General features: G+C 62.1%; 24 protein-coding genes. 10 read left to right on the top strand and 14 right to left on the bottom strand.

From position 1 onward, the window contains the following. Positions 1-4 precede the first annotated feature (4 nt). The 10 genes from flgC (at position 5) to flgL (ending at position 9,740) form a co-directional block, all read left to right on the top strand. A complete protein-coding gene (flgC, locus tag ACJ8IL_RS03060) occupies positions 5-409 on the top strand; it encodes a flagellar basal body rod protein FlgC (RefSeq protein WP_004934826.1) in 405 nt (134 codons plus the stop codon). A 12-nt stretch (positions 410-421) separates the two neighbouring features. Beyond that, complete coding sequence (gene flgD / locus ACJ8IL_RS03055) at positions 422-1,099, top strand: flagellar hook assembly protein FlgD (protein WP_016927297.1); 678 nt, start codon at positions 422-424, stop codon at positions 1,097-1,099. Between the two features lie 54 nt (positions 1,100-1,153). Then, entirely contained in the window at positions 1,154-2,377 is a 1,224-nt protein-coding gene (gene flgE, locus ACJ8IL_RS03050) for a flagellar hook protein FlgE (protein WP_099817138.1), read from the top strand. 12 nt (positions 2,378-2,389) lie between these two features. After that, positions 2,390-3,145 carry a flagellar basal body rod protein FlgF gene (locus ACJ8IL_RS03045; protein ID WP_025303261.1) on the top strand — a complete coding sequence of 252 codons (756 nt, stop codon included), beginning with the start codon at positions 2,390-2,392 and terminating at the stop codon, positions 3,143-3,145. An 18-nt stretch (positions 3,146-3,163) separates the two neighbouring features. Continuing rightward, on the top strand, positions 3,164-3,946 hold the full coding sequence (gene flgG, locus ACJ8IL_RS03040) for a flagellar basal-body rod protein FlgG (RefSeq protein ID WP_004934819.1): 783 nt from the start codon (positions 3,164-3,166) through the stop codon (positions 3,944-3,946). Between the two features lie 83 nt (positions 3,947-4,029). Then, on the top strand, positions 4,030-4,731 hold the full coding sequence (flgH, locus tag ACJ8IL_RS03035) for a flagellar basal body L-ring protein FlgH (protein ID WP_004934817.1): 702 nt from the start codon (positions 4,030-4,032) through the stop codon (positions 4,729-4,731). A 10-nt stretch (positions 4,732-4,741) separates the two neighbouring features. After that, positions 4,742-5,842, top strand: coding sequence for a flagellar basal body P-ring protein FlgI (locus tag ACJ8IL_RS03030; protein WP_004934816.1), 1,101 nt, complete (start codon positions 4,742-4,744; stop codon positions 5,840-5,842). After that, positions 5,842-6,786 carry a flagellar assembly peptidoglycan hydrolase FlgJ gene (flgJ, locus tag ACJ8IL_RS03025; protein WP_049200258.1) on the top strand — a complete coding sequence of 315 codons (945 nt, stop codon included), beginning with the start codon at positions 5,842-5,844 and terminating at the stop codon, positions 6,784-6,786. The genes ACJ8IL_RS03030 and flgJ overlap by 1 nt, the downstream gene beginning before the upstream one ends. Before the next feature lie 285 nt (positions 6,787-7,071). Continuing rightward, complete coding sequence (flgK, locus tag ACJ8IL_RS03020) at positions 7,072-8,721, top strand: flagellar hook-associated protein FlgK (RefSeq protein ID WP_004934814.1); 1,650 nt, start codon at positions 7,072-7,074, stop codon at positions 8,719-8,721. 59 nt (positions 8,722-8,780) lie between these two features. Then, on the top strand, positions 8,781-9,740 hold the full coding sequence (gene flgL / locus ACJ8IL_RS03015) for a flagellar hook-associated protein FlgL (RefSeq protein WP_016927302.1): 960 nt from the start codon (positions 8,781-8,783) through the stop codon (positions 9,738-9,740). A 272-nt stretch (positions 9,741-10,012) separates the two neighbouring features. Here the strand turns inward: flgL and sra are convergent, their stop codons facing one another. The 14 genes from sra to fliF all read right to left on the bottom strand — a co-directional run bounded on the left by sra (position 10,013) and on the right by fliF (position 21,253). Further along, positions 10,013-10,147 carry a stationary-phase-induced ribosome-associated protein gene (gene sra / locus ACJ8IL_RS03010; protein WP_087763075.1) on the bottom strand — a complete coding sequence of 45 codons (135 nt, stop codon included), beginning with the start codon at positions 10,145-10,147 and terminating at the stop codon, positions 10,013-10,015. 356 nt (positions 10,148-10,503) lie between these two features. Then, entirely contained in the window at positions 10,504-11,286 is a 783-nt protein-coding gene (fliR, locus tag ACJ8IL_RS03005) for a flagellar biosynthetic protein FliR (protein WP_043138626.1), read from the bottom strand. Positions 11,287-11,288: 2 nt separating this feature from the next. Beyond that, positions 11,289-11,558: a flagellar biosynthesis protein FliQ gene (gene fliQ, locus ACJ8IL_RS03000; protein WP_004934803.1), complete on the bottom strand. Its 270-nt coding sequence runs from the start codon at positions 11,556-11,558 to the stop codon at positions 11,289-11,291. 21 nt (positions 11,559-11,579) lie between these two features. Further along, positions 11,580-12,341 carry a flagellar type III secretion system pore protein FliP gene (gene fliP, locus ACJ8IL_RS02995; RefSeq protein WP_252189093.1) on the bottom strand — a complete coding sequence of 254 codons (762 nt, stop codon included), beginning with the start codon at positions 12,339-12,341 and terminating at the stop codon, positions 11,580-11,582. Beyond that, positions 12,338-12,742 carry a flagellar biosynthetic protein FliO gene (fliO, locus tag ACJ8IL_RS02990; RefSeq protein WP_025303256.1) on the bottom strand — a complete coding sequence of 135 codons (405 nt, stop codon included), beginning with the start codon at positions 12,740-12,742 and terminating at the stop codon, positions 12,338-12,340. Before fliO ends, fliP begins: the two co-directional genes overlap by 4 nt. Next, positions 12,742-13,158 (bottom strand): flagellar motor switch protein FliN, encoded by a 417-nt coding sequence (gene fliN / locus ACJ8IL_RS02985; protein WP_038876868.1) that lies wholly within the window; start codon positions 13,156-13,158, stop codon positions 12,742-12,744. Before fliN ends, fliO begins: the two co-directional genes overlap by 1 nt. Next, positions 13,151-14,155: a flagellar motor switch protein FliM gene (fliM, locus tag ACJ8IL_RS02980; protein WP_025303254.1), complete on the bottom strand. Its 1,005-nt coding sequence runs from the start codon at positions 14,153-14,155 to the stop codon at positions 13,151-13,153. Before fliM ends, fliN begins: the two co-directional genes overlap by 8 nt. A 5-nt stretch (positions 14,156-14,160) precedes the next feature. Continuing rightward, entirely contained in the window at positions 14,161-14,646 is a 486-nt protein-coding gene (gene fliL / locus ACJ8IL_RS02975; protein ID WP_025303253.1) for a flagellar basal body-associated protein FliL, read from the bottom strand. 165 nt (positions 14,647-14,811) lie between these two features. Further along, positions 14,812-16,041, bottom strand: a complete 1,230-nt coding sequence (locus ACJ8IL_RS02970; RefSeq protein ID WP_197810636.1) for a flagellar hook-length control protein FliK — start codon at positions 16,039-16,041, stop codon at positions 14,812-14,814. Continuing rightward, positions 16,038-16,484, bottom strand: a complete 447-nt coding sequence (fliJ, locus tag ACJ8IL_RS02965) for a flagellar export protein FliJ (protein ID WP_043138615.1) — start codon at positions 16,482-16,484, stop codon at positions 16,038-16,040. The genes ACJ8IL_RS02970 and fliJ overlap by 4 nt, the downstream gene beginning before the upstream one ends. Before the next feature lie 21 nt (positions 16,485-16,505). Beyond that, positions 16,506-17,867 carry a flagellar protein export ATPase FliI gene (fliI, locus tag ACJ8IL_RS02960; RefSeq protein ID WP_004934781.1) on the bottom strand — a complete coding sequence of 454 codons (1,362 nt, stop codon included), beginning with the start codon at positions 17,865-17,867 and terminating at the stop codon, positions 16,506-16,508. Beyond that, on the bottom strand, positions 17,867-18,571 hold the full coding sequence (fliH, locus tag ACJ8IL_RS02955; protein ID WP_025303250.1) for a flagellar assembly protein FliH: 705 nt from the start codon (positions 18,569-18,571) through the stop codon (positions 17,867-17,869). The genes fliI and fliH overlap by 1 nt, the downstream gene beginning before the upstream one ends. Next, on the bottom strand, positions 18,564-19,556 hold the full coding sequence (gene fliG, locus ACJ8IL_RS02950) for a flagellar motor switch protein FliG (protein ID WP_025303249.1): 993 nt from the start codon (positions 19,554-19,556) through the stop codon (positions 18,564-18,566). The genes fliH and fliG overlap by 8 nt, the downstream gene beginning before the upstream one ends. Beyond that, positions 19,553-21,253, bottom strand: a complete 1,701-nt coding sequence (fliF, locus tag ACJ8IL_RS02945) for a flagellar basal-body MS-ring/collar protein FliF (RefSeq protein WP_442516330.1) — start codon at positions 21,251-21,253, stop codon at positions 19,553-19,555. The genes fliG and fliF overlap by 4 nt, the downstream gene beginning before the upstream one ends. Positions 21,254-21,346: the final 93 nt, after the last annotated feature.

The following is a 21,346-nucleotide window of genomic DNA, read 5'->3' as shown; positions in this document are numbered from 1 at the left end:
GCGCATGTCTTTACTGAATATTTTTGATATCTCCGGCTCGGCGTTATCGGCGCAATCCCAGCGCATGAACGTCAGCGCCAGCAACATGGCCAACGCCGACAGCGTGACCGGTCCGGACGGCGAGCCTTACCGCGCCAAGCAGGTGGTGTTCCAGGTCGCGGCGGCCCCCGGGCAGCCGACCGGCGGCGTACGCGTCGCTCAGGTGGTGGACGATCCGGCGCCCGAGCGTCTGGTCTATCAACCGGGCAACCCGCTGGCGGACGCCAAGGGCTACGTGCGCATGCCGAACGTCGACGTGGTGGGTGAAATGGTCAACACCATCTCCGCTTCCCGCAGCTACCAGGCCAATGTCGAGGTGCTCAACACCACCAAGTCGATGATGATGAAAACCCTGACGTTGGGTCAGTAACCGGAGGTTCCCATGGCTATCGCCGCAACCACGAACGAGTCGTTGGACAACACCGTCATCGGTAACAACAGCAAAAATACCAACAGCCAGGATCTGCACAACAGTTTCCTGACGCTGCTGGTGGCGCAGTTGAAAAACCAGGATCCGACCAATCCGATGCAGAACAACGAACTGACCTCGCAGCTAGCGCAGATCAACACCGTGCAGGGCATCGAAAAACTCAACACCACGCTGGGGTCGATCTCCGGCCAGATCAACAGCAACCAGTCGCTGCAAGCCACTGCGCTGATCGGCCACGGCGTGATGGTGCCGGGCAATAACATTCTGGTCGGCAGCAAGGACGGCAAGGTCAGCACGACGCCGTTCGGCGTGGAACTGGAGCGCGCTGCCGATCAGGTGACCGCTACCATCACCAACGCCAGTGGGCAGGTGGTGCGCACCATCGAAATCGGCGGCCTGACCGCCGGTGTGCATGCCTTCACCTGGGACGGTTCGCTGGATGACGGCTCTACCGCACCCGACGGCGCCTACAAAGTGGCGATTAACGCCAAAGGCAATGGCGAGCAACTGGTGGCGCGCAGCCTGCACTTCGGCCTGGTGAACGGCGTGATCCGCGACGGCAACGGCGCCAAGCTGGATCTCGGTCTGGCGGGCAACGCCACCCTGGAAGACGTGCGACAGATCTTATAACCCTAAGCATCAGGCTCAATCGGACGATAGCCTGACCACTATTCGGAGAATAACATGGCCTTTTCTCAGGCAGTCAGCGGCTTAAACGCGGCAGCAACCAACCTGGACGTGATCGGTAACAACATCGCCAACTCCGCGACTGCGGGCTTCAAATCCGGCAGCGTCTCCTTTGCCGACATGTTCGCTGGCTCGCAAGTCGGTCTGGGCGTCAAAGTGTCCGGCATCACCCAGAACTTCAAGGGTGGCACCACCACCGGTACCAGCCGTGCGCTGGATGTGGCCATCAACGGCAACGGTTTTTTCCGCATGCAGGATAAAGACGGCGGCATCTTCTATACCCGCAACGGTCAGTTCAAGCTGGATGAGAACCGCAACCTGACCAACATGCAGGGGCTGCAGCTGACCGGCTACCCGGCGGCCGGTTCTCCGCCGACCATCCAACAGGGTGCCAACCCGGTGCCGTTGAGCATTCCTGAAGGTATGATGAACGCCAAGGCATCCACCTCCGGCGAGATGGTGGCCAACCTGAAGTCCACCCATAAAGTGCCGGAGAACAAGACCTTCGATCCGACCAAACAGGACAGCTACAACTACGTCAACACCATCACCGCTTACGACTCGCTGGGTAACGCGCACAACATCAACGCCTACTTCGTGAAGACGGAAGACAATAAATGGCAGGTCTACACCCAGGACGGCAGCGCCGCGCCAGTGAACGCCGGCACCATGGAGTTCAGCACCAGCGGCAACCTGGTGAAAACCACCAGCACCAACGGCGCGCCGGGCGAGTTCAGCATGGTGATCCCGATGACCGCCAAAGACGGCGCACCGGCGCAAAACTTCACCCTGAGCTTCGCCGGCAGCATGCAGCAGAACGTGGGCAGCGACTCGGTGAGCAAGGTATCGCAAGACGGCTATGCCGCCGGTGAATACACCAACTTCCAGATCAACAACGACGGCACAGTGGTGGGCATCTACTCCAACCAGCAGACTCAGGTGCTGGGCCAGATCGTCATGGCCAACTTCTCCAACCCGGAAGGGCTGGCGTCGCAGGGCGATAACGTGTGGCAGGAAACCGGTGCGTCCGGTCAGCCGCGCGTTGGTCTGTCGGGCGGCGGCGGCTTCGGTAAGCTGACCAGCGGCGCGCTGGAGTCTTCCAACGTCGATCTGAGCCAGGAGCTGGTGAACATGATCGTCGCACAGCGTAACTACCAGTCCAACGCCCAGACCATCAAGACGCAGGACTCCATCCTGCAGACGTTGGTTAGCCTGCGCTAATAAGGCCGAGTTATGGATCACGCGATTTATACCGCGATGGGCGCGGCGCGCCAAACGCTGGAACAGCAGTCCATTACCGCCAACAACCTGGCCAATGCGTCGACGCCGGGCTTTCGCGCCCAGCTCGCCGCATTGCGCGCGGTGCCGGTTGATGGGCCTAGCCTGGCGACGCGCACCTTGGTGACCGCGTCGACGCCGGGCGCCGATATGAGCCAGGGGGCGCTGAACTACACGGCGCGTCCGCTGGACGTGGCGCTGCAGCAGGACGGTTTCCTGGCGGTGAGCCTGCCGGGTGGGGGGGAAGCCTATACCCGTAACGGCAACATTCAGATCTCCTCCACCGGGCAGTTGACGGTGCAGGGATTGCCGGTGATGGGTGACGGCGGCCCGATCGAGGTGCCGCCGTCGGCGGAGATCACCATCGCGGCCGACGGTACCATTTCGGCGCTGAACGCCGGCGATCCGCCGAACACCATCGCGCAGATCGGCCGTCTGAAGCTGGTGAAAGCCGATGCGCGCGAAGTGATGCGCGGTGACGACGGGCTGTTCCGCCTGACGCCGGAAACTCAACAGCAGCGCGGCAATCAGTTGCAAAACGATCCGCAGGTGCGGGTGATGCCGGGCGTGCTGGAGGGCAGCAACGTCAAGCCGATGGAGACCATGGTCGACATGATCGCCAACGCCCGCCGTTTTGAAATGCAAATGAAAGTCATCCACAGCGTGGATGAAAACGAACAGCGTGCCAACTCACTGCTCTCAATGAGTTAAGCAGCAAGGAAATAACCGATGATTCCATCCTTATGGATTGCCAAAACCGGTCTGGACGCGCAGCAGACCAACATGGACGTGATCGCCAACAACCTGGCGAACGTCAGCACCAACGGCTTCAAACGCCAGCGTGCGGTATTTGAAGATCTGCTGTACCAGACCATGCGTCAGCCGGGGGCACAGTCCTCCGAGCAGACCACGCTGCCTTCCGGTCTGCAGATCGGCACCGGCGTGCGTCCGGTGGCGACCGAGCGTCTGCACAGCCAGGGCAACCTGTCGCAGACCAACAACAGTAAAGACGTCGCCATCAAGGGGCAGGGTTTCTTCCAGGTGATGCTGCCGGACGGCACACAGGCCTACACGCGCGACGGCTCGTTCCAGATCGATCAGAACGGCCAGCTGGTCACATCCAGCGGTTTCCAGGTGCAGCCGGCGATCACCATTCCGGCGAACGCGCTGTCCATCACCGTCGGCCGCGACGGCATCGTCAGCGTCACCCAGCAGGGGCAAACCGCCGCCCAGCAGGTGGGTCAACTGACGCTGACGACCTTTGTCAACGACAGCGGTCTGGAGAGCGTGGGCGAGAACCTGTATCAGGAAACCGAAAGCTCGGGCGCGCCGAACGAGAGCACGCCGGGGCTGAACGGCGCCGGTCTGCTGTATCAGGGCTACGTGGAGACCTCCAACGTTAACGTGGCGGAAGAGCTGGTCAACATGATCCAGACTCAGCGCGCTTACGAGATCAACAGCAAAGCGGTTTCGACTTCCGATCAGATGCTGCAAAAGCTGACGCAACTGTAATCTGTCATTGACGGGCCCGGCTTGCCGCGCCCGTCATTCTCTTTCGTGAAACAAAGGCGATACCCGTGGTAACCACATATTCGATGGCAATCCTGCCGCGGCAGGGACAACGCTGGCTGGCGGGAATGGTGATGCTGACGCTGAGCGGCTGCGCTTATATTCCGCATAAACCGCTGGTGGACGGTGCGACCACGGCGCAGCCCGCGCCGGCCAGCGCGCCGATGCCGAACGGCTCGATCTTCCAGACGGTGCAGCCGATGAACTACGGCTATCAGCCGCTGTTCGAAGACCGCCGTCCGCGCAACGTCGGTGACACCCTGACCATCGTGCTGCAGGAAAACGTCAGCGCCAGCAAGAGCTCCTCCGCCAACGCCAGCCGCAACGGCGCCAGCAAGTTCGGCGTCGCCACCTCGCCGCGTTACCTCGACGGCCTGTTGGGCAATGCGCGCGCCGATATGGACATTTCCGGCGACAGCACCTTCGGCGGTAAGGGCGGCGCCAACGCCAACAACACCTTCAACGGCACCATTACGGTGACGGTCAACCAGGTGCTGGCCAACGGCAACCTGCACGTGGTGGGGGAAAAGCAGATCGCCATCAACCAGGGCACCGAATTCATCCGCTTCTCCGGCGTCGTCAACCCGCGCACCATCAGCGGCAACAACTCGGTCACCTCGACGCAGGTAGCGGACGCACGTATCGAATACGTCGGCAATGGCTATATCAACGAAGCGCAGACCATGGGCTGGCTGCAGCGCTTCTTCTTAAATGTTTCACCGTTCTAAGGATTGACTGATGCTGAAAAAATGGTTTATCGCGCTGTGCGTCGGGCTGGTGTGCTTGCCGGCGGCGGCGGAGCGCATCCGCGATCTGGTGACGGTGCAGGGCGTGCGAGACAACGCCCTGATCGGCTACGGCCTGGTGGTGGGGCTGGACGGCTCCGGCGACCAGACCATGCAGACGCCGTTTACCACCCAAAGCCTGAGCAACATGCTGTCGCAGCTGGGCATCACCGTGCCGCCGGGCACCAACATGCAGCTGAAAAACGTGGCGGCGGTGATGGTGACCGCCAAACTGCCGCCGTTCTCGCGCGCCGGGCAGAACATCGACGTGGTGGTTTCTTCGATGGGTAATGCCAAGAGCCTGCGTGGCGGCACCCTGCTGATGACGCCGCTCAAAGGCGTGGATAACCAGGTCTATGCGCTGGCGCAGGGCAACGTGCTGGTCGGCGGCGCGGGCGCGGCGGCCGGCGGCAGCAGCGTGCAGGTCAACCAGCTGGCGGGCGGGCGCATCAGCAACGGCGCCACCATCGAGCGCGAACTGCCGACCACCTTCGGCAGCGGCGGCGTTCTCAACCTGCAGCTGAACGACGAAGATTTCACGCTGGCACAGCAGATCAGCGACGCCATCAACCGCCAACGCGGCGGCGGCACCGCGACGCCGCTCGACGCCCGCACGATCCAGGTGCTGGTGCCGCAGGGCAACAGCTCTCAGGTGCGTTTCCTGGCGGAGATTCAAAACATCACCGTCAACGTCGGCGCGATGGACGCCAAAGTGATCATCAACTCGCGCACCGGGTCGGTGGTGATGAACCGCGATGTGATCCTCGACTCTTGCGCCGTCGCCCAGGGCAACCTGTCGGTGGTGGTCGATCGGCAGAACACCGTCAGCCAACCGACGACGCCGTTCGGCGGCGGCCAGACGGTGGTGACGCCAAACACCCAGATCTCGGTGCAACAGCAGGGCGGGTCGCTGCAGAAGGTGAACGCCAGCGCCAACCTGAACAACGTCATTCGCGCGCTGAACGCGCTGGGCGCCACGCCGATCGATCTGATGTCGATTCTGCAGGCGATGCAGAGCGCCGGCTGCCTGCGCGCCAAGCTGGAAATCATCTGATGGCCGGCGATCTGATGGCGATGTCGGGCGCGGCCTATGACGCCCAGGCGCTGAACGGCCTGAAGCGCGATGCGGCGGCCGACCCGCAGGGCAACCTCAAGCAGGTGGCGCAGCAGGTGGAAGGCATGTTCGTGCAGATGATGCTGAAAAGCATGCGATCTGCCTTGCCGCAGGATGGGGTATTGAGCAGCGATCAAACGCGGCTCTATACCTCGATGTACGACCAGCAAATCGCCCAGCAGATGTCGCAAAAAGGGCTGGGGCTGGCCGACATGATGGTCAAGCAGATGAGCAACGCCAACACGGTGCCAAGTGAAACGGCGGGCCTGTCGCCGATGGCGCTCGACAACGAGGTGCTGCAAACGCTGCCGAACCAGGCGCTGGAGCAGATGGTGCGCCGCGCGATGCCGAAAGCCCCGCCGGCCGCCGCGCCGCTGTCACTCAACAACGGCAACTTCGTCGCTCGCCTGTCGATCCCGGCGAAGGTCGCCAGCCAGCAGAGCGGCATTCCGCATCAGCTGATCGTCGCGCAGGCGGCGTTGGAGTCCGGCTGGGGGCAGCGCGAGATCCCGACCTCAGACGGCACGCCGAGCTACAACCTGTTCGGCATCAAGGCCGGCGGCAGCTGGAACGGGCCGGTGACGGAGATCACCACCACCGAGTTCGAACAGGGCGCGGCGAAAAAGGTGAAGGCGAAGTTCCGCGTCTACGGTTCGTACGTTGAAGCGATCGCCGACTACGTCAAACTGCTGACCAACAACCCGCGTTACGCCGACGTGGCCGCCGCACGCAGCCCGGAGCAGGCGGCGCATGCGCTGCAACGCGCCGGCTACGCCACCGACCCGCAGTACGCCAGCAAACTGGTCAGCGTGATTCAGCAGATGAAGAACGCGGGGGAACAGGCGGTCAAAGCTTACACCCACGATCTGAAAGATTTGTTCTAAATCCCCGTCATTCTTGACGCCGCAGCGGCGTTGACTGCACAAGCTCGTCCCCGGTCACTTGGCTTAACCAAGCGCCCGGGGACGCCCTTGCTTGTCGCCTTGCTGCGACGCCAATTATTTAGGGGATAGGCGGTAACGAAGGCTGGCTGGATGCTGACCGCGTTGCCGCTTTTTTTCCTCAAGTTCTTCTCATTTTGGCCGATAACCGAAACAGGCTGAGCGAACAGGCTCAGCAGCTCAATTAGAACCCTGTGGGCCACCGGCGCCGCAGCATAAGGAATTCCGATGTCCAATAGCTTAATCAATACCGCGATGAGCGGGCTGAATGCGGCTCAGGTGGCGCTCAGTACCGTCAGCAACAACATCTCCAACTACAACGTGGCGGGCTACAACCGCCAGACCGCGATCCTGGCGCAGAACGGCGGCATGGCCACCATGAGCGGCTTTATCGGCAACGGCGTGACCGTCACCAGCGTCAACCGCGAGTACAACCAATTCATCACCAACCAGCTGCGTGGCGCGCAAAGCGCGTTCGGGGCGCAAAACGCCTATTACGAGAAGATTTCGCAGATAGACAACCTGTTGGCGAGCAAAACCAATCCGCTGTCGACCAACATGCAGGATTTCTTCACCAACCTGCAGAACCTGGTGAGCAACGCCGGTGACGATGCCGCGCGCCAAACGGTGCTGGGCAAGGCCAACGGCCTGGTGAACCAGTTCAACAACACCGATAAATTCCTGCGCGACATGGACAACGGCGTTAATCAGCAGATCAGCGATACGGCGCAGCAGATCAACAGCTACGGCCAGCAGATCGCCAAGCTGAACGACGAGATCACCCGTTTGCGCGGCAGCGCCGCCGGCGAGCCGAATGCGTTGCTGGATCAGCGCGATCAGCTGGTTACCGAGCTGAACCAGCTGGTGGGCGTACAGGTCACGCAACAGGACGGCGACGCCTATACCGTCTCCTTCGCCAACGGCTTGACCCTGGTGCAAGGCAGCAATACGTATCAGGTGGAAGCCGTGCCTTCCAGCAGCGATCCTTCCCGTCTGACCATCGGCTATAACCGCGGCAACGGCGCCAGCGAAGTGCCGGAAGGTCAGATCACCAGCGGCACGCTGAGCGGCGTGCTGAAATTCCGCAGCGAAACGCTGGACGGCGTGCGCAATCAGCTGGGCCAGTTGGCGCTGGCGATGGCGGACAGCTTCAATCAGCAGCATCGCGCCGGTTTCGACCTGAACGGCGACGCAGGCGGCGACTTCTTCAGCTTCAGCGGCGGCCGGGTGGTGGATAACACCCGCAACACCGGCGACGCGTCGCTGTCGGTCTCTTACACCGATACCGGCAAGGTGAAAGCCAACGATTATCGCGTCGAGTTCGACGGCAGCAACTGGCAGGTCAGCCGCCTGCCGGACAACGTGAAAGTCAACGCCACGCCGGGTACCAGCGCGGACGGCAAACCGACGCTGAACTTCGACGGGCTGGAAGTGAGCATCGACGGCAATGCGCAGGCTAAAGACAGCTTCACCGTGAAGCCGGTCAGCGACGTGGCGGGCAACCTGAAAGTGGCCATCACCGATTCGTCCAAGATCGCCGCCGCCGGTAAAGACGACAGCGGCCGCGGTGATAACGAAAATGCCAAGAAACTGCTGGATCTGCAGACCAAAAACCTGGTGGACGGTAAGGCGACCCTGAGCGGCGCTTACGCCGGCATTGTCAGCGGCGTCGGCAACCAGACCGCTGCCGCCAAGGCCATCGCCACGTCGCAGGCCAAGATCGTGACGCAGCTGGGTGCGCAACAGCAGTCGATGTCCGGCGTCAACCTTGACGAAGAGTATGGCGAGCTGCTGCGTTTCCAGCAGTACTACATGGCCAACGCGCAGGTGATTCAGACCGCCAGCTCGCTGTTCGATGCGTTGCTGAATATTCGTTGATTTCATTGTTAATCGGCGCCGATAACGGCGCCGATCGATCAGAGTAAGGAACCCACAGCATGCGCATGAGCACCAGCATGATGTACCAACAGAACATGAACGGCATCACGGGCAACCAGTCGCTGTTCATGAAGGCGGCCGAGCAGCTTTCCTCGGGCAAGCGGGTGATCAACCCGTCCGACGATCCGCTGGCGGCGTCGCGCGCGGTGATGTTGTCGCAGTCGCAGGCGGAAAACAGCCAGTACACCCTGGCGCGCACCTTCGCTCGTCAGAACGTGTCGATGGAAGAAACGGTATTGGCCGGCGCGACGTCCACCATCGCGGATATGAAGGCGCTGATCGTCAACGCCGGCGGCACCGAAAGCGATAACGATCGCCAGTCGCTGGCCACCCAACTGCAGGGGCTGAAAGATCAGCTGCTGAACCAGGCCAACAGCACCGACGGCAACGGCCGCTATATGTTCGGCGGATACGTGAACGACAAGGCGCCGTTCGTCGATAACGGCGGCACCGTCAGTTATCAGGGCGGGGACAAGACGGTTCAGCAGAAAGTGGACGCCAACCGCACCATGACCATCGGCCATACCGGCAACGCGGTGTTCATGTCGTTGACCAGCAATCCGAAGCCCGAGCCGGACGGCAGCGCGCCGGTCAGCAACGTATTCGAGAGCATCGATATTGCGCTGAACGCGTTGAAAACCCCGCTGCAGGGCGCCGACGAGGCCACCAAGCAGCAGGTGAACGATGCCTTGGCGAAAGCCAACCGCGGTCTGGACAACTCCTACAACAACGTGTTGAGCGTGCGCGCCGAGCTGGGCAGTCAGCTGCAGGAAATGGATCAGCTGGACAGCATCGGTAAAGAGCGCGACATGACCAACCAGATCCAGATGAGCGCGTTGACGGATGCCGATCTGGCCGAGTCTATCTCGTCTTATTTCATGCAGCAGGCAGCGCTGCAGGCGTCGTATAAAACCTTCAGCGATATGCAGGGCATGTCGCTGTTCCAGATGAATCGTTAAGAGCAATACCCCGTTGCCTGACCGCGACGGGTTTCCCTTTAGTGCGCTTAGAAAATGCCTTCTCCGCCTCGCGGGGAGGGAGGCTTCTTGAAACCGGGTGCACTCGTTTGGCGCGTCGCTCGTTCTCCCACTACTGACTGAGTGACGCGCCTTTTTTTCATCAGGAAAGAAATAATACGATTGTCACCCCTGTTTAATGCGCAATGGCATTATTGAAATCAGCGGTGGAAGAATCGCGATGGATATTATTTCCCTGACGATAAATAGCGCTGCTATTTCTTTTTCTTCTCCACTTTCCATTTTCCGCCGTCGGCCGTCTCGGTAAACGAAACTCTAAACTTGTTGCTTTTCCAGTGGGTCAGACCGAATAACCGGCGTGCTTTGCGGTTGCTTTTCGCTTTAATCATTTTCTCGCTCCTGTGGTTAGCAAAGGTCGATGCTGCGCCCTGCAGCCGGTAGGCGCCGGACGCATTTATTCAGGGTGTAAGTTATCTGTCGCGCATTTTACCCTGCGTGACTGCGTTATTTTTTATTTCCAATTGGGAGTCAGCGTTTTTATCGCCGCTGATGGCTAGCGTGGTACAAGCGATATTTCTGTTGCCGGGTCTATTCTAGGTCGGGGTTTTATTTATTCAAGCCGCCGGAGACATTTGAACCTTAATCCGGATAAAAGGCGTTTCTCAGGCTTTTGTCCCAAGAAAGCGTTTTTATTGCCATTTTGTCTCAGGCAGATAAGGGGGAAAGGGAGGGGCGTTGCAGGGGCTTAGAAGGTCATGCCGCCGATTACCGCCGCCAGTCGATCGAAGATTTCACCGAACAGATGTTCACAGAACGGCGCCAGCATCGGCATCATCATACCCAGCGTCATGATGCCGAAGGTCATGGTGACCGGGAAACCGATCACGAAGACCGACAGCTGCGGGGTCATGCGATTGAGCAGGCCGAGCGCCATGTTCAGCGTCAACAGCAGGCAGATCAGCGGCAGCGCCAGCATCATGCCGTTGATGAAAATCAGCGAGCCAACCTGGGTCAACACCAGGAAGCCGTTGCCGTTCAGCGGCTGCGTTTGGATAGGCAGGGTATGGAAGCTGTCCGCCAGCAGTGAAATCAGCCACAGATGGCCGTCGAAGCTGAGGAACAGCAGCATCGCCAGCAGGTTAAGCAGGCGCGCCAGCACCGGCATGTTCGGGCCGCCGCTGGGATCGAAGAAGGTGGCGAACGACAGGCCCATCTGCATGCCGATCACTTCGCCCGCCAGGCGCACCGCCGCGAAGGCGAACTGCATGGTCAATCCCAGCGCCACGCCGATCAGAATCTGTTGAACCGCCAGCCACAGGCCGGCGGCGGAGAAGATCGGGATATTGCTGGCGGGCAGCGTCGGCGCGATCAGGATGACGATCAGCCCGCCAAGGCCGATTTTGACCTTTTTGCTGATTTGTTTTTCGCTGAATATCGGCGCGGTGCTGATCAGCGCCAGAATGCGCAGCAGCGGCCAAAAATAGTGGCTGAGCCAGACGGTGAGCTGGGCGCTGTCGAAGGTGAGCACGGTCAGCCGATCAGGGTGGGCAGGTTGCTGAACAGAGTGCGCATGTAGTCCAGCAACAGATTCAACATCCAGGGACCGGCGATGATGATGGTGGCCACCACCGCCAGAATTTTAGGGATGAACGACAGTGTCATTTCGTTGATCTGGGTGGCGGCCTGCAGCAGGCTGACGACCAGGCCGCTGATCAGCGCCGCCAGCAGCAGCGGGGCGGCCAGCGCCAGCGCGACTTTCATCGCTTCGGTGCCGAGCGCCATAACCGATTCAGGTGTCATCTCGCGTTCTCCGGTCAGGGGTTACGAATAGAAGCTCTGCGCCAGCGAGCCGAGCAGCAGCTGCCAGCCATCGACCAGCACGAACAGCATCAGCTTGAACGGCAGCGAGATGGTGGCGGGCGGCACCATCATCATCCCCAGCGCCATCAGCACGCTGGCGACCACCAGGTCGATAATCAGGAACGGAATGAACACCGTAAAGCCGATCTGGAAGGCGGTTTTCAGTTCGCTGGTGACGTAGGCGGGCAGCAGGATGCGCATCGGCACCGCCTCAGGGCCGGCCAGCGGCGGCTGATTGGCCAGTCTGGCGTACAGCGCGAGATCGGTTTCGCGCGTTTGGCGCAGCATGAATTCGCGCAGCGGCTGCGCGCCTTTATCCAGCGCGACTTCCAGCCCGATTTTGTCCTGGCTGAACGGCAGGTAGGCGTCCTGATAAACCTTGTCGAACACCGGCGACATGATGAAGAAGGTCAGGAACAACGCCAGCCCCAGCATCACCTGGTTCGGCGGCGCCGAAGGCGTGCCCAGCGCGTTGCGCAGCAGGCCGAGCACGATGATGATGCGGGTGAAGCTGGTCATCATCAGCAGCATGGCCGGCAGGAAGGTCAGCGAGGTCAACAGAACCAGCGTCTGCACCGGCAGCGACCAGCTTTGGCCGCCATTGGCCAGCGGCTGACTGATCAGCCCCGGCAGTTGTGCCAAAGCCGCCGGGCTGATGAACAGCAGGGTGGCAGGGAGCCAAACCGCCGGACGGCGGACGAGGGTATGAAGAGTCGAGGTCATGCCGATTTTTCCGGGCGTTTCAGAACTTTTTGCATCAGTTGGCGGAAGTCCGCCGGCGTCGCCACGTCGGCCGCGCCCTCGTCTTTCGGCGGGGCGGGCAGGGTGTGCAGCGGGGTGATCTGCTGGGCGGTGACGCCCAGTACCAGCAAGGTGTCATCGACTTCCACCACCACCACGCGCTCGCGCTGCCCGACCTGGCAACTGGCGCGCAGGTTGAGCAGTTTGTTGTTGCGCGCCTGCGGGGCGAAACCCAGCCGACGGAACAGCCAACCGGCCAGCAGGATCAGCAGCAGAATGCCGCCGAGCGCGCTGCTGACCTGCATCAACACCGAACCGGCCGGCAGGGCCGGCGCGGCGGGGGATTGGCTGCTTTGAACGGTTACGGGCGCCGCAACGGTCATCAGCGGCTCAGTCGACGCATGCGTTCGGACGGGGTGATAATGTCGGTGATGCGCACACCGAACTTGTCGGCCACCACCACCACTTCACCTTGTGCGATCAGGTAACCGTTGATCAGGATGTCCAGCGGCTCGCCGGCCAGGCCGTCCAGCGCCACCACCGAGCCTTGCGACAGGCGCAGCAGCTCTTTGATGGTCATCTTGGTGCGCCCCAGTTCCACGGTCAGCTTGACCGGAATATCCAGGATCAGGTCGATATCCTGCAGGCTGCCGAGCGCATCCTGAGCTTCCAGCGACTTGAACACCCCTTCGGTGCTCGCGCCGGATTTCTCTGTCGACTGCTGCTCGTTAAACGCATCAGCCCACAGATCGTCTACGGATTCCTTTCCTTCGCCAGACGGTTGCTTAGGATCACTCATTGGGCTGTTCCTCACTCAGAGCATTCAAAATAGGGTTAATCAAATGTTCAACACGCAGGGCATATTGCCCGTTTAACGTGCCGTATTGGCTGGTCAGAACCGGTACGCCGTCCACATGGGCGATCAGGCGTTCCGGCTTGTCTATCGGTAATACATCGCCCGGTTGCAGCTTCAGGACTTTCGACAGCCGCATCGGGATATCGACGAAGTTGGCGATCAGCTCCAGTTCGGAGTGCTGCACCTGCTTCACCAGCGTTTCGCGCCAGTGGCTGTCTTCCTGCCGCGAATTTTCCAGCGGCGGGTTGGTCAACAGCTCGCGCAGCGGTTCGATCATCGCGAACGGAATGCAGATGTTGAACTCGCCGGTCAGCGCGCCGATCTCTACCTGGAACGGCGTGGTGACCACGATGTCGTTCGGCGAGGTGGTGATGTTGGTGAACTTCACCTGCATTTCGGCACGCACGTACTCCACGTCGATCTTGTAGATGGCGCTCCAGGCGTCGCCATAGGCGTCCAGCGCCAGGCGCAGCATGCGTTTGATCACCCGCTGTTCGGTCGGGGTGAATTCGCGGCCTTCGACTTTGGTCGGGAAGCGGCCGTCGCCGCCGAACAGGTTGTCGACGGCGATGAACACCAGACTCGGCGCGAACACGAACAGGGCAGTGCCGCGCAGCGGATTCAAATGCACCAGGTTCAGGTTGGTCGGCACCGGCAGGTTGCGGGCGAACTCGTGATACGGCTGGATTTTGATCGGGCCGACGGTAATGTCCGGGCTGCGGCGCAGCAGGTTGAACAACCCCATGCGGAACTGCCGGGCAAAACGTTCGTTGATGATTTCCAGCGCGTGCAGGCGCTCGCGCACCACGCGGCGCTGGGTGTTCGGATCGTAAGGCTTAACCTCGCTCTCTTTGCCGACTATCGCTTCGGGTTCATCACCCGCGCTGTCGCCGTTGAGCAAGGCGTCGATCTCTGCCTGTGAAAGAATGCTATCGCCCATAGTGATTACCGCAGTATGAAGGCGGTGAACAGCACGTCGCTGACCACCTGCTTCGGTTGTCCCTTAACCAGCGGCGGGCTGAGCACGTCCTTAATCTGCGCCACCAGCTGTTGCTTCCCTTGTTCATTGGCCAGCTGGCCCGCTTCCTGACGGGAGAGCAGCATCAGCAAGCGGCTGCGCACTTCCGGCAGAAAATCGTTCAGCTGACGGCGGGTACTTTCGTCCGGCAGACGCAGCGTGAGGCCGATATACAGCACGCGATCCGGGTTGTTGTCCGGCGTCACCAGGTTGACGGTAAAGGTGTCGAGCGGCATGAACACCGGCGCGGCCGGCGGTTGCTGTTTGACGGCGGCCGGTTCGGCGCCGTTTTTATGCTGTTGCAGCAGCCACCAGCTGTAGCCCGCGGCGCCACAGGCGACGACGCTGATCAATACCAGCAGGATGACCAGAAGGGAGCGTTTCGGTGCTGCCGGAAGGGTGTTCTGAGACATAGCCAAATCTAATTCCTGTTGTTCCACCCGCAGCCTGCGAGGCGGCGGGCATGGCGCGCGGCAAAGCCGCACGCATGACATGTAAAGGTATTATCGCGTCTATCACGGCGTGCAATAGCCTGAATAGACGCGCAAATGGGTGCCAGCTTGGGCGTTTGCGGCGGCTCAGGCGAAAATATCGACGCCGTTGACCGCACTGGCCATGCGCTGCAGCGCCACCGGCGCGCTGACGCCGTCGGCGGCCGCAGCCTCACCGCCAGCATGTTCAGCATAGCTGGAACGCCCCTGGCCGTTGGACGCCTGCTGCTGCCCCTGTTGCCATTGCGGGGTGGACTCGCCGCCCACGCTGCTTTGCCCCAGGTTGATGCCGCTCTCCGCCAGCGCGTGACGCAGCTGCGGCATCGCTGCTTCCACCGCCGCGCGCACCTGACCGTGGGCGGAGGCAATGTGCAATTGCGCCTGCTGATCGTCCAGTTTCAGCGTGATCTGCAAGGCGCCCAGCTCCTGCGGGTGCAGGCGCAGCTCGGCACTTTGCTGGCCGTTGCGGTGGAACATCAGCACCTGTTGGTTCAACGCCTGCTGCCATTCCGGGCTGCCCAGCTGCGCGTTGAGCTGCGGCGTAGGCGGTGCGGTCACCAGTGCGCTGGCCGGTGCGGCCGTTTGCGTTGGGCTGGCGGCGGCCAGGGCGACGGCATGGTTGAGCGTCGGTTGCTGCTGCGCATCGCTCGCCGGCAGCGGCTGTGCGGTACTTGCGCGCTCACCGCTGGTCGGTTGCGGGAGCGCCGCCTTGGCATTATCGTCGCCGGTGGCCGGCGTTTTCGCCCCTGTCAGCGACGAAGCAGGGGATGCCGATGAACGCGCGGCGGTTTTATCACCGGCCGCCGCAATGTTCAGCAGGCCATTGCCGGGCAGCAGTGCAGTCGCCTCGTCAGCGTTTTCCACCGGCAGCGAACGTTGGCCTTCGGTCGGTTGCGCCTGGGCGACGAGCGCGGCCGGCAGCATGGCGTACAGCGCCTGCAGCGTTGCGGCATCCAGCTCTTTGGCGGCGGCGATCGGTGGTTGCGCCGGTTTGTCGCCGGCGGTGGGTGCCTCGGCTTCGGCGCCTTCAGGTGAAAGCGCATCGGCTGGGGTGGCCGGGTTCTGCAGCAGGCCGCCGCGCTCGCCGAAGGTGGCTAGCAGTTGATTGAGCTGGTTGCGGCTCAGGGCCGGGGCGCGTTCCTCGTCCGCGCTCAGCGCGACCGGCGGCTGTTTGCCATCGGCGGCGGGCGCGAAACGTGCGCCGAGCAGCTGGGCGAAGGCCGACGACAACTGGCTCTCATCCAGCGCCGACGTCAGTTCGGCCAGGCCGCCGGCGTCGCCGGGTAAGGCCAGGCCGGGCAGGGCGTTCAGATTCATGGGTTGATATTCCTTTGTGCACTGCGTTGAGCGAACTCATCCATCAGTTTTTGATCCCGTTTGTTCTCCTGCTGCTGCTCCGCATTTAAGGCGCGGGTATGCAGGGTCTCGAAAGCGTTCAGCCGCTGTTGTTTGTCTTGCCATTGCTTCACCGCATGATCCACTTTCTGCCCCCACTGCAGCAGCTGCTGGCGGTGCTGGTCGATGGCCTGTTCCAGCGTGCCGATAAACTGCTGGTAGTTTTGCCAGCTAGAGCTGTCCATGCCGTCGCAAAGTGTATGATTCAGCTTCTGGCGGTATTCGTCCTGATAGTTGAGCAGCATCGACAGCTGTTGCTCTGCCGCCTGCTGCGCCTGCCGTACCTGGCCCAGCTGTTGCGCGGCCTGTTCCACCGCATCCTGCGCCAGATCTCGCAGGGTAATCAGGGGAGATTGTGATTTCATCGCTGTGCGCCTCTGGTGACGTTAAACAATCAACTGCTGCAGCTGTTGACAGGCTTCATCGTAGCCGCTGCGTTCAAAGATGCCCTGTTGCAGGTACGCTTCCATCTGCGGGTACAGCGTCATCGCTTTGTCCAGCAACGGATCGCTGCCGGCCGCGTAGGCGCCGACGCTGATCAGATCGCGGTTGCGCTGATAGCTGGCCAGCATCTGCTTGAAGGTGCGTACCCGGCGATAATGCTCTTCGTCGATCAGCGACGTCATGGCGCGGCTGATTGACGCTTCGATGTCGATAGCCGGGTAATGGCCGGCTTCCGCCAGGCGCCGGGACAGCACCACGTGGCCGTCGAGGATGGCGCGCGCCGAGTCGGCGATCGGGTCTTGCTGATCGTCCCCTTCGGTCAATACGGTGTAGAAGGCGGTAATGGAACCGCCGCCGCTGATGCCGTTACCCGCGCGTTCCACCAGCGCAGGCAGTTTGGCGAAGACCGAAGGCGGATAGCCTTTGGTCGCCGGCGGTTCGCCGATGGCCAGGGCGATCTCACGCTGCGCCATGGCGTAGCGGGTAAGGGAGTCCATGATCAGCAACACGTGCTGCCCGCGATCGCGGAAATCTTCGGCGATGCGGGTGGCGTAGGCCGCCCCCTGCATGCGCAGCAGCGGCGATACGTCCGCCGGCGCAGCGATCACCACCGAGCGCGCCCGGCCTTCGGCACCGAGAATGTTCTCGATAAAGTCTTTGACCTCGCGGCCGCGCTCGCCGATCAGGCCAACGACGATCACATCCGCCTGGGTATAACGGGCCATCATGCCGAGCAACACGCTCTTGCCGACGCCGGAGCCGGCGAACAGGCCCATGCGCTGGCCGCGACCGACGGTCAGCAGACCGTTGATGGTGCGCACCCCCACGTCCAGCACCTGCTCGATCGGCGTGCGCTGCAAGGGGTTGAACGGCGCGGTGATCAGCGGCGCGCGGTAACCGGTTTCCGGTGAAGGCAGGCCGTCGAGCGGTTTGGCGCTGCCGTCCAGCACCCGTCCCAACAGGGCTGGGCCGAGCGGCAGCTGTTTGCCGGCGCTTTGGCCTTCCGGCGCGATGCGGGCGTAAACCCGCGCGCCCGGCACGATACCTTCCACTTCTTCCAGCGGCATCAGGAACAGCCGCTGGCCGTTGAAGCCGACCACTTCGCTTTCCACTTCCTGCACTTCACCGGCGTCGTGCCGTTCGATGAGGCAGGTCGCGCCGAGCGGCAGCTGCAGGCCGGTAGCCTCCAGCACCAGCCCGGTGGCGCGGGTCAGGCGGCCGTAGCGGCGCACCGTCGGCGCGCGGGCGATGCGTTTTTCCAGCGTATCCAGAGAACTCAGCCAGCGGCCGAGACGCGCGGTCATCAGACTTCTCCCGGTGCCGCCAGGCGGCACAGTTCATGCCAGCGCGTCGCCAGGCTGGCGTCGAGATCGCCTTCCTCGGCGCTGACCTTGCAGCCGCCCGGATGCAGTTCGCCGTCCGCCAACAGGCGCCAGCCGTGCAGGCTGAGGGTAACCCCCAACTGTTGCTCGACGCGGGGGTAGTCGTCCGGGTGGACCCGCAGCTGCGGCTTGCCGTTGAACATCGGCTCCTGCTGGATCAGCTGTTGGATCTGCGCGAGCAGGGCGGTGCCGTCGCACACCGGCGGCTGGCCCAGCACCTGTTTGGCGGCGGTCAACGCCAGCTGCATCAACCGTGAAGCGATCACGCTGTCGAGCGCGTCCAGCGTGTGCTGGAATTCGGTAACCAACTGCTGCCAGTGGGCGGTCAGCGGCTGTTGCTGCTGCTGCGCTTCCAGCAGCCCTTGCTGACGGCCTTCTTCCAGACCGGACTGAAAACCGGCTTCATAGCCTTTTTGCTGGCCGTCGGCATAGCCCAACTGCTGGCCCTGTTGCTCAGCCTGCAGCCGCAGCGTCGCCAGCTGCTGTTGCAATTCGGCCTGCGCGTCCGGCGACGGATCGCTTTGTTCGAGATCCGGCAGCGGCGGCAGGTCGAACGCCGGTTTCTGTTCACCCAAATCGTTGAGCGACCAGGGCTGCCAGGGCAGGGTGTTAATGCGATCAGACATAGGTGTCCTCGCCGCCGCCAATGATCATTTCGCCGGTTTCCGCCAGGCGTCTTACTACCAACAGGATGGCTTTCTGCTCGTTCTCCACCTGCGACATGCGCACCGGCCCACGGTTGGCCAGATCGTCGCGCAGGATGTCGGCGGCGCGTTGCGACATGTTCTTGAGGAACTTCTCGCGCAGCGGCTGTTCGGCGCCTTTCAATGCGATCAGCAGCGACTCGCCTTCCACTTCCTGCAGCAGACGCTGGATGCTGCGATCGTCGACTTCCACCAGGTTTTCGAACAGGAACATCTCGTCGATGATCTTCTGTGCCAGCTCGCCGTCGTATTCGCGCATCGCGTCGATGACCGCTTCTTCCTGCTGGGTTTTCATCAGGTTGATGATCTCGGCGGCGGTGCGCACCCCGCCCATTTTGCTGCGCTTGAGGTTCTGGCCGTCGAGCAGGTTGTTCAGCACTTCGGTCAGCTCCGCCAACGCCGCCGGCTGCACGCCGCCGAAGGTGGCGATACGCAGCATCACGTCGTTGCGCAGACGTTCGTCGAACAGGGCCAGGATATCCGCCGCCTGGCCGCGTTTGAGGTGCACCAGAATAGTGGCGATGATCTGCGGGTGTTCGTCGCGGATCAGATCGGCAGCGCTCTGCGGCTCCATAAAGTTGAGCGTTTCCATGCCGGTGGTGGTCTCGCGCGATTCGAGAATGTCTTCCAGCAGGCTGGCGGCGCGCTCTTCGCCCAGGGCCTTGACCAGCACTGAGCGCAGATAGTCGCTGGCGTTGACGCTCAGCGCCGCGTATTGCTCGGCGTCGTCTTCAAACTCGGTCAGTACTTCGCCGAGCTGTTTGTGCGAAACCTGGCTCATGCCGGCCATGGTGCCGCTCAGCAGCTGTACTTCGCGCGAGGAGAGGTGCTTGAACACCTCCGCCGCGCGATCTTCACCCAGCGTCATCAGCAAGATGGCGCTTTTGTCGGTTCCGGTCAGGCTCATATCTCGTTACTCATCCATTGGCGGATTACCAGAGCGACCACGCGTGGGTCTTTATCAGCCAGATCGCGGATCCGCTGGCTCTGGACTTCTGCGCTGACGCGCTGCTGCGATTTACGACGCTGCGCCAGCTCCTCGTTGCTCGGTTTGCCGCTGTCGGCCGGTTTGGCGGCAGGGGCATTGGCGGCGGCGATGGCGGCCTGTTGCGCCGCCTGGCGCTGTTGCAGCTGTGGCCGCACCAGTTTGCGCCACAGCAGCCAGGCCACCAGCAGCACCAGCAGATAGCGGCCTGCGTCGATCAGGCGATCGATAAACGACTGGCTTTGCCAGAACGGCAGTTCGCCACCGGTCACCTGACTGTCGGTAAACGGCGTGTTGACCACGTTCAGGGTATCGCCACGGCTGCTGGAGTAGCCCATCGCTTCACGCACCAGCGCTTCGATCTGCGCCAACTGCTCTTTGCTCATCGGCTGCGGTTTGCCGTCTTTATCTACGCCGAGGTAGTTGACTACCACGGCGACCGACAGACGCTGCACGGCGCCGGCTTTTTGCTGGGTGTGGCGAATGGTGCGGTCGAGTTCGTAGTTGGTAGTCGCGTCGCGACGGGTATTTTGCGGTACGCCGTTGGCCGCCGCGCTGCGGGTGGTTGCGGCGTTTTGCGCGGTGGCATTGGCATTGTTGCCTGCGGCGTTGGCCGGCTTGGCGGTCTCAATCGGCGCGGTGGCCGGTGCGCTTGGCTGATTGGACAGCGCGCCTGGCACGCCGCCCACCTGTGGCCCGCCGATCTGCTCGCTCAGGCTGGTTTGCTGAGAGCGAATAGCGGCTTTGTCAGGCTGTTGGTTAGGTTGGTACTGTTCATCGGTTTGTTCGCGCGTGGCGAAGTCGATCTGCGCCGTGACCTGCGCGCGCACGTTGGCGCTGCCGACCACCGGGGCGAGGATCGCCTCGATGCGGCGCTGGAAGCCATTTTCCACTTCGTTGGCGTATTTCAGCTGCGAGGCGTTGAGATCGCGCCCGGTGCCGTCGGACTGCGTCAGCAGGCGGCCAGCCTGGTCGACCACGGTCACGTTGCCCGGCGGCAGGCCGGCGACGCTGCTCGAAACCATATAAACGATGGCGTTGATCTGGCCGTCGTCCAGCGCACGGCCGGGTTGCAGGGTCAGCGTCACCGACGCGGAAGGAGATTTCTGTTCGCGTACGAACAGCGAGGGTTTCGGCAACGCCAGGTGAACGCGGGCGTTTTGCACCGGCCCCAGCGACTCGATGGTGCGCGACAGCTCGCCTTCAAGGGCGCGCTGATAGTTGATCTGCTCGCTGAACTGGCTGATGCCGAATTTTTCCTGATCCAGCAGTTCGAAACCGACGGCGCCGCCTTTCGGCAGCCCTTGCTGCGCGAGGCGCAGACGGGTTTCATGCACTTTTTCCGCCGGGATCAGCAGCGCTGCGCCATTTTCGGCAAAGCGATAAGGGATATTCATCTGCGTCAGCTGGGTGACGATGGCGCCGCCGTCGCGGTCGTTCAGATTGCTGTACAGCACGCGGTAGTCGGGGCTTTTCACCCACAACAGCAGCGCGACGACGATCGCGATCGCGGCGGAAGCGGCGACCAGCAACGGAATTTTCGGGTTGGCGCGCAGACGATTCCAGATGGCTTGCAGGCCGTTGTCGCGGCTTTCGCCGGCGGTTATCGAAGCACTCATTTTAGGTCTCGTCCTTCAATGGCGCTCACGATCCCGTATGGGCGGCTGAGCAGCTCCCTGCCAGGCTGATGAACGGTATGGTTAGCGTTGTGT

The organism is Serratia sp. CY47444, assembly GCF_052168635.1.
GTDB lineage: Bacteria > Pseudomonadota > Gammaproteobacteria > Enterobacterales > Enterobacteriaceae > Serratia > Serratia bockelmannii.
The sequence above is the reverse complement of the archived record's forward strand: the minus strand, read 5'-3'. Positions and strand labels throughout refer to the sequence as shown.